We start from the raw sequence: 12,996 nt of genomic DNA on the forward strand, positions 1-12,996 counted from the left end.
GCTATCGACCAGCTTTTATTCAACGAGTATATAACGAAACGCACCGGCTAATATTCGCTTCAGGCTCCAATTCTTCACCATCGAGCAAGTGGCGGGCAAACTGCTCGGCCAGATAGGGTGCCAACGATACGCCTTTCGTACCCATTCCGCCAAAAATTCCGACCGCTGGCTGCGCCGGATGTACGCCAATAAAGGGTCGACGATCTTTTGTTGACGGTCTGATACCCGCTTGCTGAGCTACGATTTGGTAAGGTACGGTTAGGATAGAATTGACCTTCGATTCTAAAAACTCCCGACCGTCGTCTGTTGTTTGCCAGTCGAGATCATGCCAGGAATAGGTGGCTCCTATCCGAATGAGCCCGTCCCGAATAGGCAATATAAACAAACCCTGATTGACTATATTTTTTATGGAATACCTTTCGGCAACAGCCGTCAGAATCTGCCCCTTAACAGGATTATACGGCAAGTAGCTGAACAACGTATTCTCCTGGCCCTGCGTACCTTCGCAGAAGATAACTTTACCAAACTGAATACCCTGCCAGGCAACCTTTTTGTCACTGATAACCAAATCATTATCACTTACCCGCCCTTCGTAATATTGATTTTTTCGAATAAAATACCCTTTAATAATTCGAACAAACTCAGTTAAATCCAGCCACCCGGCCTGGGTCACTTCCAGTCCACCAAACGGGTTATTGATACATGAACTATATAACTCATTATCAACCGGCTGAGAAACAAATTGCCGTACATCCGGATCAGCCATCAGAGCCAGATAGTCAGCTTGTTCAGCGATAGACCGGAACGGACGATAGATGGATTTGGAGTGAAAAAACTGAACACCCAATTCTTGTTCAATACCCGTGTAAAATTGATGCAGGAAGGGAAACAGGTCATCGGCTTTCCAGGTCCGGACGAGTTTACGGCCCGTCAGCGGATTAACGATTCCAGCCGCTACAGCCGAGGCAGAGGGTTGTGTAGGATCATCGGCAAGAATGACGGAGCAGCCGCGCTGATCGAGTGTCCAGGCGAGTACGGAACCCGCTACGCCTTGTCCAACAATTAAAAAATCGGCCGTCATACAAGTAAGGTGTCAGTCAGTAAATCAGTCAGAAGGTGGCCGATGTGGAAGCGTTGAACGTGTCAGCCAGATAGTACCTTACGACTTCTCCGACCGGCGGCTACTTTTCGTCCGGTGCAGGGCTGAGAGCCGCCGGTCGGCCTGTTCAATAACCCAGTCTACCTGCTCCTCAATGGTCATGTGCGACGTATCGAGGAGTGCTGCGTCGGGGGCCTGCACCAGCGGGCTCTCCGAACGCGTGGTGTCAATTTTGTCGCGTTTTTCCAGGTTCTGAATGATATCGTCCAGATTGATCATCTCTCCCTTCGACAGGAGTTCCTGCTGTCGGCGTCGGGCCCGGATCGTGGTATCGGCTGTCATAAAGACCTTCACCTCAGCATCCGGGAAAACTTTGGTACCAATATCCCGGCCATCCATGACCACCCCCCGCCGACGACCCATTTTTTGCTGCTGGGCTACCATCGCCCACCGCACTTCGGGAATAGCGCTCACCTCACTAACAATATTGGAGATATACATTTTACGAATCTCCTCTTCTACGTTCAGCCCGTTCAGACAGGTTTCGTTCCGGCCCGTTCGGTTGTTATGATTGAAGGTGATATGGAGTTGCTCAAGCGCGGTAATAACTTCGTTTTTGTTGGAGAGGGCAACGTGTTTTTCAATGAAAAACAGGCTGACAGCGCGGTACATAGCCCCAGTGTCGATGTAGCCATACCCCATTCGGGCAGCTACGGCTTTGGCAGTGGTGCTTTTCCCACAACTCGAATACCCGTCAATCGCAATAACTATCTTCGGCATGAAAGGACTCCGCCGAAGCGGAAACGTTTCGACAAAATAACCACAAAAACAGTTAGAAGTGAACAGCCAATTGCGAACACTTTTCCGGATAGGATGGATAAGCTGGAGAAAGAAGCCAGATCAGTGGTCTGCTACTGCCCACGGTGTTCGGCCCGTAAGATGGCAAAAATGTATTCATCCAGGTACTGATTGTTCTTAATAGCTGCTTTACGAAGAATAGCTTCCCGCTGATAACCAGCCGTTTCGAGCACCCGCATAGAGCCAATGTTTCCTTCGAGTACGCAGGCGAAAAGGCGGTTTACCTGGAAATTTTTGAAAATATAATCCGTCATCACCTGTATGGCTTCGGTCATGATACCCCGCCCCCAGTAATCTTCGCTGAGCCAATAGCCAATTTCGGCATTGTATCGATAGATATCATCCTTAACCGTAAATCCGATATTGCCCACTGCCTGCCCCTCGATCTCGATAGCCAGGTTGTTGGGTTGTTGATACGACTTGTTCGAACGCACCCAGGAATGAGCATCTCGGGGGGTGTAGGGATAGGGGAAAAAATCGCGGACATTGTTCCAAATATGCCGGTTACTGGCATGATGAGACAAGGCGTCTTCATCGCCTTCACGCCACGGGCGAAGACGACCAGTTGATAGTTGAAACGTAGTCAGGGTAGCAGTCAACGGTAAGCAGGTTTTATTACGTCAGTAACTCGATTTATTTCTAAATGTTAGCGCTATTTAGTAGGCGTAGCTACCATTTTATCGCTTTCCAATCCTATTTCATTGGCCTTTATCCGGCATTCGTCGGAATTAACGGGTGGACATTGATCGATCACAGTATGTTTGACTACTCGAACCAAAGCGTAAGTCGCGGCTATAATACCATTCAACGCTGAGGATCGATGAATTTAGTGGTTTGCCAGCACAAAATGGTTACAATGTATCAAACCTTATGACCAAACGAAAATCTGTTTTATTCGCCTTTGGACTGTTACTTTCAATACGTAGCCGGCTTACGAAGCGATTCGACACAAACGAGCAGAACATCAAGTAACTAGCTTTTTTAAATCAGTCGCTATCTTAACCTGATGGGTGCAAATCAAACGCCCTACGACCCACTTAGTAGCTCACACACATGACCCGCGAACAATTGATCGGCACCATTGGCAAAAACGGTCGACGCCTTAAAATGCGGGCGTCAGATATGTCAAATTTCGACTTTAGCGGTCTCGACCTGACGGGAGCCGACCTACGGTTTTCGAACCTGGCCCGCGCCAACTTCAGGGGTTCGGTATTACGACAGGCCGACTTAAGCTTTTCTGACCTGAACGAAGCTGATTTCACCGACGCTGACCTCTACGAAGCCAACCTTAGCTTTAGCGGTCTGGAGGGCACTAACCTGACGGGAGCCAATGTCGAAGGCGCGAAGTTTAATTTTTCGGGGCGAAGCCATTACCGGCCCGAACCGATCCGCCCCGAACCAATTACCCTTACCACAATTCTGCAAAAACCGGGGTGGGGAACGCTTATTGGGATGATACTGGGAGCATTGTTGATTTACGGCTGTAACGCCGTGGTTTATTTTACCAACCTGATCTGGATCACCAAAGACCCGCTTATGGCTGGCCTTTACCAGTTTATCATTATCCAGAATATCGTTGATGGTGCCGTTGTATTCCTACTGACCTGGTCATTGGTCACCTGGCTGACTACTCGTTTTCAGACCATCTGGAAACGACATCTGTTTGTGAGTGTGGTCGTGGTTCTTGGCTTTTTCAGTCTCAACACCCTACTCTACTACTGGCTGGGGAAAGAGAGTGTTGACGCCTTATTAAAACGGCCGGAATTCACCACCGAGAGCGCCCCCTGGTATTTTTATATACTTGGCAACCTGCTCATTACCAACATCTTTCTATACGTTCTACAGGAAGGCCGTCAACTGACGCGTAAGCTTTCTGAGCAGGAATTTCAATTACTGAACCTGGAGAAACTGAAAACGCGCGCTGAACTGGATGCACTACAGGCCAAGATCAATCCGCATTTTTTGTATAATGCCTTGAACAGTATTGCCAGTCTGGTGCACGAAAACCCCGATCAGGCAGAAGAAATGACCTTGTTGCTGTCCAAGTTATTTCGCTACTCGACCGGGCGGGACGGGGAGCTATTCGGGACACTGTCCGACGAGCTGGAGATGGTTAGTACTTATTTGCAGGTAGAACAGGTACGCTTTGGCAACCGGCTCACCTTCAGCGTCGACGTAGCTAACCCCGCCCTCAACGAGCTACGGTTACCTCAATTCCTGCTCCAGCCAATTGTCGAAAACGCCATTAAACATGGCATTGCCAAACGGGCCGACTCTGGCCGGATCGACGTTCGGATTTACGAAAAAAATGGAGAACTTCATTTATGCGTTCATGATAACGGCCCGGCTTTTCCTGATGATATGGGTGGCGGCTATGGGCTGCGAAGTATTCAGGATAAGCTCAAACTGCTTTATACCGACGACGCCCGCGTTGAACTTCAAAACTGGCCGATCAAGCAAGTCTTGGTTTCCATTCAGATGAGCAAGTTGAAAAATAGTGTCAATGACACCCGAATGACAAGTGATCACTAACGAAATGGGTTGTCTTCTTTCTTCATTCCTCACTCACTGACCATGCACCTCCCGCTCAAAACTATCCTCATCGACGACGAACCCCTGGCTATCAGCCGCCTGCGCCGTTTGTTAGGTAAACACCGTGATACATTCGAGGTTGTTGGCGAAGCGCTCAACGGAGCCGAGGGGCTGACGCTTATTGAAGCCCAACGACCGGACGTTATTTTCCTGGATATCGAAATGCCACTACTCAATGGCTTTGAGATGCTGGCTCGCCTGAATGCCATGCCGATCGTGGTTTTTGCCACCGCATTCGATCAATATGCCATCCGGGCTTTTGAAGAAAATTCAGTCGACTACCTCCTCAAACCTATTGAAGCCGAGCGGCTGGCCCGGACGGCCCGTAAAATCAGGGCATTGGTTGAACACAGTACCACCGACCAACCGGGAATGAATCCGTCGGCCACCGACAACATGATCCGGTTGCTGGCGCAGATGCAGCCCAGAAAGGAGATCTATTCCTTGTCGGTAAAAACGGGGGACAAGATCAGGCTGGTCCCCTTGTCTGACATTGCCTTTTTCGAGGCCGAAGACAAGTATGTGTTCCTGGCAACGATGGATGGACAAAAATTTCTGACAACCTATACACTAACAACGCTCGCAGAGAAATTACCTGATACGTTTGTACGCGTGAGCCGGTCGGTAACGGTTAACCGGCACAAAATTGCCGAAGTCCACCGCCATTTCGACGGCAAATTCATCCTGTCTATGACTGACAAGAAGGGTACCCGGCTCACCACGGGTAGTACCTATGGCGAGACCATACGGCAGTTGCTCGAGTTATAGGCACTTCTATCGTTGGCCTTACCGGAATGATTCATGAACGTACTCGCTGGCTTCATATGGGCACATGGAACACCTACACCTGGTGTAGCACACCGGATGATTCGGCAAAAGGCATTACTTTTACGCCAGGAACCAGCCAGAAACATGAGCAAAAAAGGCCGTATCAGCGGGGTCGTGTACTCCACCGACCCTAACTTTAAGTATCAATCCAACGAGCAGCCACAACCCGAAACCCTGCCCCCTGCCAAACAGGACCTGAAGATTTGGCTGGTGAAACTGGGCGGCAACAAAGTTGTCACAACCGTTCGTGGATTCATCGGTACTGATGGTGATTTGTCTGATCTGGGCAAACAACTGAAAGCCGCCTGTGGGGCAGGCGGCTCGGTCAAAGACGAAGAAATTCTTATTCAGGGCGACCACCGCGACAAAGTACTGGCATGGCTCACCGGCAAAGGGTATGGCGCAAAAAAAGCCGGTGGTTGACGGTGGATGTACTTTCGTCTGGGATCATTCATCTTTCAGTCAATTCCACCCATCCATTTCTTCAGCGGCTTAGAGAAGATCAGCAGCACCAGACCGGCTGCCAGCGCGAAAATGGCCACGCTCTGAAACATGCCCGGCATTTGCTGAACGTTCTCTTCATCGAACCCACCGGCAAACAGCCCGGCAATCAGGTTGCCCAGCGACGAGCCCACAAACCAGAGACCCATCAACTGACTGGTATACCGTTTGGGCGAAAGCTTGGAGAACGCACTCAGGCCAACCGGACTCAGAAACAGTTCAGCGAGGGTAAAGAACAGATACGTAGAGCCTAAGAACAAGGGCGTGGTCCGTTCACCGGTCAGGGCCACATTGGCGGCAAATACCATGATGATGTACGCAATCCCCAGCAACAGCAGGGACACCGCGAATTTGGCTGGTACTGAAAAGTTGATATGCTTATTAGCCAGAAAAACCCAGAAACCGGCCAGCACCGGCGAAAAGATCAGAATAAAGGCCGGGTTCAAATTTTGAAACCAGCTCGACGGCATCTGCCAGCCAAACACATTCAGGTCGGTATAGCGGTCAGCAAAAATTTGCAGCGATGACCCCTGCTGCTCATTACCCGCCCAATACAAAGCTGCGGCCAGAAAGAAAACAAACAGGACAACGACCCGTTTTTTCTCGGTAGCATCCAGTCCACCGGCAATCAGTATATACGTAAAATAACTGACGGCAATGAGCGATATAACGGTGCCCATGGCCCGGGCCAGCCCCTGGGCCGTAGTCAGGTCCAGGACGCCCGTGAATTGCAAACCAGCCAGCAAAACGGCGATTACGGTAAGAAAAACCAGCAGCGACCGGTTACCAGTAGATGATTTTTCGCCATCAGCCTGCTCGGGCTGAGCCACGAACTTACCGTAATCGCCCAGATACCGTTGAGCGAATAACCGGTAGGTAACCAGGCCAAGCGCCATGGCTACGGCAGCCGCTCCAAACCCATAATGCCAGCCGACTTTCTGACCCAGATAGCCTACAATAGAGATACCCAGCAATGAGCCGGTGTTGATACCCATGTAGAAGATCGAGAAAGCTGTGTCTTTACGGGCACCGCCTTCGGGGTATAGTTCGCCAACGACGCTGCTGATGTTGGGTTTCAGCAAACCCGTACCCATGGCTACCGTACATAGTCCTGCATAGAACAGCCCGGGGCCGGCTGGGAAAGCCAGGATTATATGTCCCAGCATAATGATGATGCCACCATACCAGATGGACTTTCGCTGACCCAGCAGATTATCGGCTATCCAGCCGCCAGGCAACGAGAGCAGATATACCGATGCGGTATAGATACCATAAATAGCCGCCCCCTCAGCTTCGTTCAGGCCCATACCACCCCGAACATTGTCGAGCAGGAATAACAACAGAATGGCCCGCATCCCGTAGTAGCTGAACCGCTCCCACATCTCGGTAAAAAACAGAACGAAAAGCCCTACCGGGTGGCCTAAGAGCGTAGCCTGATGAACGGGTGGACGAACAGCTGATTCCATGCAGTTGGATTAAGAATTGGTCACGTGACCAAATTATGTAGTTTATTGACGAATAAAATAGTCGTAAATATACCTCGGGTTGTTGAAACCGGCAACTGAGCCAATCCGTACCCCACAGGTGCCTTTTTCAATTAATCTGTACGACCTTTGCCAAAACCGTTTGCCCCGTTTTCGCTAGAACCAATGATGATCCTGCCCTTCGACTTCCAGCATGACCCGTATCTGGTGCTTGACTTTTCGGCCACTAATCCGGATCTGTCGACCGTAAATCTGACCGACACCGCAGCGTTCACCGACTATGTATTCGGTCAACTCCGGTCGGCCGGTACCACCATGGGCGTTGGCGGTTATAATGAACACCGCATTATCTACCGGCGAAGCACACATTTCAAAGGTGAAGAGGCAGAACCCCGTGAAATTCACCTTGGTATCGACTTGTGGACAGATGCGGGAACGCCTGTCTTCGCTCCGTTGGCCGGTAGGGTCCATAGCTTTCAGGACAACGCGAACTTCGGCGACTATGGTCCAACCATCATTCTGGAACATACCACAGCCAATGGGCCGCTTTATAGTCTCTACGGTCATCTGAGCCGCCAGTCGCTTATAGGCTTATACGAAGGCAAGTCATTTCAGGCGGGCGAAAAACTGGCCGAAATTGGCCCATATCCCGAGAACGGTGACTGGCCTCCACACCTGCATTTTCAACTGATAACCGATATGCTGGGGCGTCGGGGTGACTTTCCCGGTGTCTGTTCACTGGCAGACCGCGAACGGTTTCTGGCCATCTGCCCTGACCCGAACCAGTTACTGGACATACCTTACTGAGTTTAAAGATAGCCTGCGAATGCCATTGTTTCGAGTAATGGCATTCGCAGGCTATCCCTCCAGCACCTCCCGAATAGCCCGTGCCTTCAGCAGGCACTCTTCCCATTCCTGTGCCGGGTCGGCCTCATAGGTGATAGCGCTGCCAACCGAAAAAGAGGCATACCGGCCTGGAGCATCATACAGCAGGGAGCGAATAACCACGCTGAAATCAAAATCGCCCTTGGGTGTGATAAAACCGAGGGCACCGGAATAAATACCCCGGCGGCTTACCTCCAGCTGGTCGATTAATTCCATTGCCCGTATTTTGGGGGCACCCGTCATACTGCCCATCGGAAACGCGTTTCGGAGCCCCTCGGCCCAGGAGATCTCGTTACGCAGCGTGGCCGATACCGTCGAGATCATCTGAAATACATGCTCAAACCCGTAGATGCCAAACAGCTCATTTACCTGTACCGAACCCGTTTCGGCTGAGCGGGCCAGATCGTTACGGACCAGATCAACGATCATCAGGTTTTCGGCCCGTTCTTTTTCAGAATGAAGCAGTTGTAGCCGCAGCTGCTCATCTTCGATCGGGGTATGACCGCGCCGGATGGTCCCTTTGATCGGCTGGGACAGAATCTGTTGCCCTTGCTTGCGAAGAAAACGCTCCGGCGATGCACCAACCACGTAGCGGTTGTTCACTTTCATAAAACTCGAAAATGGCATCGGCGACCGATCGTTGAGGGCCCGGTACGTCTCCAGCGGATCAAGATCAGCCGCTTCTACCAGAAATTCAATGCAGTAGTTCAATTCGTAGACATCACCAGCCAGGATGTGTTGCTGAATTGTCCGGACGTTGTCCATGTATTCAGCAGGAGTAACGCGGCATTGAATTGGGAGCTTTCCCTTCCCCGCTGTCTGACGCTGCGGGAGAGGGAAAGCACAGAAGGCTTTGACTTCCTCCATCAGCGCGTCTACATCGCCCTCGCCCCGCACGATGATTTCATGACCGTCAAAATCGATTACCCATTCCGGTTCCACAAAACAGGCGTCCGGGAAGCCCAGCCGATTAGGGTGGCGGCTCGTCAGGTTTTCGAGTTGGTTTTTCAGATCATAGCCAAAATAGCCTGCCAGGTATGAGGGGTTTTCCAGATGAGCCTTATACAGACTCTGAAACGCATCCGGCTCTGACAACGAAATGACCCGCTTCGCACCGACAAACAGCCGGTTGGGAAACGGGTCACTGGGGTAATCGATTCCATTATTGGTCAGAAACAGCACAAACCCATCGTCATGGGCTTGCCGGGTCGTAGCCCAGGCCAGTGTCTGCCACCGAAATGCTAACCCGTCGGCAACGGCCACGCGAGCTTCGTTCATACTACGGACGAACTAACTGAACATCGACAGCGATGTCTTTACCCTCCGCATTTTGCCCGATGGTAAATTCGATTTCGTCGTCGACCTGTAGCTCATTGAAGTCTGTATCGATCAGGCTGGTGTAATGGAAAAACAGGTTGTTGGGCGGGTAATTGACGAATCCATAGCCCGTTTTCAGGCTGCGAATGGTACTGATTTTGCGTCCTTCGGGGTCATCGTCGACAATGACGCCATCGGCTACGTTATAGTTAGGTTCGTCTGACTCCTGATAACCACTGTAGGCGCTGCCATTTGTAAGATTACCAAAGCTGTTCCCATTCCCGTAGGCCCCACCCGTGGTGGGGGTAGCCGCCGTGAAGGTGGGACGTGCCTGTGCCTGTTTTACGAACAGGTTCTGAATAACCAGATCACTTTTGCGCGTCCGGTTATCGATCAATTCATGCATCGCTACCGGATACGATACCTCTTCCAGGAGATCCTGTGAGGTACGGGTTACCTGCTTTTCACCCTGTTCGTTCTGGAATTCAAAATCCCAGCTCAGGACCATGATTCGCGAGCCAATAGTATTTAATTTGCGGATCAATGGCACATAGTCACCATCGGACGTAATAAGTACGACAACGTCGAATTTCTTATACTGAGCCAGTTCGAACGCTTCCAGAGCCAGCCATACATCAATGCCTTTTTCCTGTCGGTAACCCTGGTATGTTTTCACGGGAAGGTAGTGGGTCACTACGCCTTCCGACATAAGAATATCATCGAACAACCGATCGTAGAACAGTTGATTACCCCGTTGATTTGCTTCGTGGGCGTTTAAGCGACCCCGGAAATAATGGGCATCCACAATCTGGCAAAGACGTTCGTTGACCCCCTCCTCCTCGGCTACCTGCCGCCGTATAAATGCATGAAGTCCCGAAATGCTGATCCGACTGCGTCGTTCGTGGGAATAATTGTAGTAGTTGCTTACGTGTAAGAAATAGTTACCGTCATAAAAAACCCCAATACGGGTCAATCTGGAAGATGATGTTGGCATGTTTTAACTATACGATTTAAACTGTATGACTACCAGGTAATTCAGTAAAACGGTTCTTTACCGCTATTGGGTTAGTTCAATAGAAATTAGGCTGCTCAAAAAATCTGATTCAGGGAGGCCTGTCTCGGGTCTATAGTTAAAAACAGTAGGAAGCAACTAATAACGCTAAGAACGATTGCTATGGATAGAATAGAAGGTATAAACAGGTATAAAGAACTACAGTGCAAAAGTAGTACATTTTCGTTTGCAACGCGTCAGGGCCGTATCTTTGTCGGCTTACTAAGGCCCTATTATGCAAAAACTTTTGTTTATCGACCGCGACGGGACGCTCATTGCCGAGCCGCAGCCCGATCAGCAGGTTGATTCGTTAGCCAAACTCGATTTCATTCCGAAAGCAATCTCGGCTATGCGCCGAATTGCCGAAGAAACGAACTATGGCTTGATTATGGTTACCAATCAGGACGGCCTCGGTACCGATTCATTTCCTGAAGATACCTTCTGGCCAGCCCACAACAAAATGATGACCACACTGGCCGGTGAGAACATCCGGTTTGCCGGTGTTCATATTGATCGCCATTTCCCCCGCGACAACGCTCCTACCCGCAAACCCGGTATCGGCATGCTGACCCAGTACCTCTCCAATGACTTCGATCTGGCTAACAGTTATGTCATTGGCGACCGACTGACCGACGTTCAGCTAGCCGTTAACCTGGGCGCAAAAGCCATATTGTTCCTGCCTCCCAACGGCCTGGAAACAGTTCAGACAGCCGATGTGTCTGGCCTGACCGATGCCATGCGCGACGCCATCGTATTCACGACCGGTGACTGGGACAAAATTTATGAGTTCCTGCGCTTACCCGCCCGAACAGCCACGGTTGACCGTAATACAAAAGAAACGCAGATTCGTGTCGACCTGAACCTCGACGGTACCGGCCAGGCTGCTATGCATACAGGGCTTGGCTTTTTCGATCATATGCTCGACCAGGTGGCCAAGCATTCCGGAGCCGACCTACGCATTCATGTCCAGGGTGATCTTCATATCGATGAGCACCACACTATTGAGGATACGGCGCTGGCCCTCGGAGAAGCCTACCGCCAGGCGCTTGGCGACAAACGGGGTATCAGCCGTTACGGCTTTTTGCTGCCAATGGACGAAGCGCTGGCTCAGGTAGCCATCGACTTTTCGGGGCGCCCCTGGTTAGTGTGGGATGCCGACTTCAAACGAGAGAAGATTGGCGATATGCCTACGGAAATGTTCTTTCATTTTTTCAAATCATTCGCCGACACAGCGCTGTGTAATTTGAATGTGAAAGTGGAAGGTGACAATGAACACCACAAAATCGAGGCTATTTTCAAAGCGTTTGCCAAAGCCATCAAAATGGCTGTTCGGCGCGATATCAACCAGTTAGACAACATGCCAAGCACAAAGGGCGTTCTATAACGTCTTTCTTACGCCTGCAAGGAAGCTGTCAAAACAAAAGTCTGCTGTTCAGCGTCTATTATCCGACGTCTCTCGTATTTTTGCACCCGATTTCAACCGCTTATATCATGGATTTATCAACCCCATTAACGCTCCTGTTCTACGCCGTTCTGCTGGTATCCGCATTCGTCACCGGTAAATGGCTGGAACGTAAAGACCGGAAATATTAATCCAATAGACAGTCATCAGTGAGCAGCTGCCAGTTAGTCTGCGTGGTTAACGTCTTATGAAGCTGCTCACTGCAACTGTTTGCTGTATCTATGCTCGGTGCCCTCACCCGCTGGCTGTTTAAATTGTGGGGCTGGCGAATTGTCGGCCCGGTGCCGACCGTGCCGAAAAGTATTTGGGTCGTTGCTCCCCATTCCACCAATTGGGACTTCCCCATTGGTTTGGGTATCCGCCCAACTATCCATATCTGGATTCAGTTTCTGGCGAAAAGCTCTCTCTTTACCTGGTATTCCGGTTGGTTGTTCAGAGCGCTGGGTGGTAAACCTGTTTACCGCGATAAATCGCACAACCTGGTCGACGCCACTGTCGACGTTTTCAATCAGAGTGAGCAACTTCACATCTGTATCGCTCCCGAAGGCACCCGAGCCAACGTCAGGAAGCTAAAAACTGGATTTTACTACATTGCGCTTAAATCCGGCGTTCCCCTCATCCTGACCGGCTTCGACTGGCCTCGCAAACTCGTTCTCCTTAGCGAACCACTTTATGTTACCGGCGATTACGAGCAGGACATGAAGCCATTTTACGCATTCTTCTCGCAGGTCCAGGGGGTAAAAAAAGACTGGCTCAAGGAGTGGGAAGCTACCGGCATCATCCGTCGGGACTGAGCGCTTAATAGAACGACTATGACCTACCGATTCGACCAGCGAGGGAATAAATTTATTAACTGATGATGTAGCTCTACGCATCAACAAGCCGCTTTTCGAACCTTTCTTTGCGAATAAAGCTCAAC

12 protein-coding genes are annotated in these 12,996 nt (G+C 50.5%); 6 read left to right on the plus strand and 6 right to left on the minus strand.

What is annotated here, in order from left to right; all coding sequences use genetic code 11:
- Positions 1-19: 19 nt before the first annotated feature.
- From FH603_RS01505 to FH603_RS01515, 3 genes are all read right to left on the minus strand, one after another.
- Positions 20-1,081, minus strand: coding sequence for an NAD(P)/FAD-dependent oxidoreductase (locus FH603_RS01505; RefSeq protein WP_186735357.1), 1,062 nt, complete (start codon positions 1,079-1,081; stop codon positions 20-22).
- Positions 1,082-1,159: 78 nt separating this feature from the next.
- Positions 1,160-1,879, minus strand: a complete 720-nt coding sequence (cmk, locus tag FH603_RS01510) for a (d)CMP kinase (RefSeq protein WP_186735359.1) — start codon at positions 1,877-1,879, stop codon at positions 1,160-1,162.
- A 131-nt stretch (positions 1,880-2,010) separates the two neighbouring features.
- Entirely contained in the window at positions 2,011-2,556 is a 546-nt protein-coding gene (locus tag FH603_RS01515; RefSeq protein ID WP_235985453.1) for a GNAT family N-acetyltransferase, read from the minus strand.
- Between the two features lie 454 nt (positions 2,557-3,010).
- On the opposite strand from FH603_RS01515, the gene FH603_RS01520 reads away from it, so the two are divergent.
- The 3 genes from FH603_RS01520 to FH603_RS01530 all read left to right on the plus strand — a co-directional run bounded on the left by FH603_RS01520 (position 3,011) and on the right by FH603_RS01530 (position 5,800).
- Positions 3,011-4,489, plus strand: a complete 1,479-nt coding sequence (locus FH603_RS01520) for a histidine kinase (protein ID WP_186735361.1) — start codon at positions 3,011-3,013, stop codon at positions 4,487-4,489.
- Positions 4,490-4,531: 42 nt separating this feature from the next.
- Positions 4,532-5,317 (plus strand): LytR/AlgR family response regulator transcription factor, encoded by a 786-nt coding sequence (locus FH603_RS01525; RefSeq protein ID WP_186735363.1) that lies wholly within the window; start codon positions 4,532-4,534, stop codon positions 5,315-5,317.
- A gap of 144 nt (positions 5,318-5,461) precedes the next feature.
- Complete coding sequence (locus FH603_RS01530; RefSeq protein WP_186735718.1) at positions 5,462-5,800, plus strand: translation initiation factor; 339 nt, start codon at positions 5,462-5,464, stop codon at positions 5,798-5,800.
- Positions 5,801-5,835: 35 nt separating this feature from the next.
- Here FH603_RS01530 and FH603_RS01535 read toward each other — a convergent pair whose 3' ends face one another.
- Positions 5,836-7,344, minus strand: coding sequence for a peptide MFS transporter (locus FH603_RS01535; RefSeq protein WP_186735365.1), 1,509 nt, complete (start codon positions 7,342-7,344; stop codon positions 5,836-5,838).
- Between the two features lie 186 nt (positions 7,345-7,530).
- Here FH603_RS01535 and FH603_RS01540 point away from each other — a divergent pair, with 186 nt between their 5' ends.
- Complete coding sequence (locus FH603_RS01540) at positions 7,531-8,169, plus strand: peptidoglycan DD-metalloendopeptidase family protein (RefSeq protein WP_186735720.1); 639 nt, start codon at positions 7,531-7,533, stop codon at positions 8,167-8,169.
- 51 nt (positions 8,170-8,220) lie between these two features.
- On the opposite strand, the gene FH603_RS01545 is transcribed toward FH603_RS01540, so the two are convergent.
- Both FH603_RS01545 and FH603_RS01550 read right to left on the minus strand, forming a co-directional pair.
- The gene (locus tag FH603_RS01545; RefSeq protein WP_186735367.1) at positions 8,221-9,525 is read right to left on the minus strand and encodes an anthranilate synthase component I family protein; all 1,305 of its coding nucleotides are present in this window, start codon (positions 9,523-9,525) and stop codon (positions 8,221-8,223) included.
- 1 nt (position 9,526) lies between these two features.
- Positions 9,527-10,558 carry an NYN domain-containing protein gene (locus FH603_RS01550; RefSeq protein ID WP_186735369.1) on the minus strand — a complete coding sequence of 344 codons (1,032 nt, stop codon included), beginning with the start codon at positions 10,556-10,558 and terminating at the stop codon, positions 9,527-9,529.
- A gap of 292 nt (positions 10,559-10,850) precedes the next feature.
- Between FH603_RS01550 and hisB the strand changes: the two genes are divergently transcribed.
- Positions 10,851-11,999 (plus strand): bifunctional histidinol-phosphatase/imidazoleglycerol-phosphate dehydratase HisB, encoded by a 1,149-nt coding sequence (hisB, locus tag FH603_RS01555; RefSeq protein WP_186735371.1) that lies wholly within the window; start codon positions 10,851-10,853, stop codon positions 11,997-11,999.
- Between the two features lie 299 nt (positions 12,000-12,298).
- Positions 12,299-12,871 (plus strand): 1-acyl-sn-glycerol-3-phosphate acyltransferase, encoded by a 573-nt coding sequence (locus FH603_RS01560; protein WP_186735373.1) that lies wholly within the window; start codon positions 12,299-12,301, stop codon positions 12,869-12,871.
- The last annotated feature ends 125 nt before the right edge of the window (positions 12,872-12,996 follow it).

The organism is Spirosoma utsteinense (assembly GCF_014282275.1).
Classification (GTDB): domain Bacteria; phylum Bacteroidota; class Bacteroidia; order Cytophagales; family Spirosomataceae; genus Spirosoma; species Spirosoma utsteinense.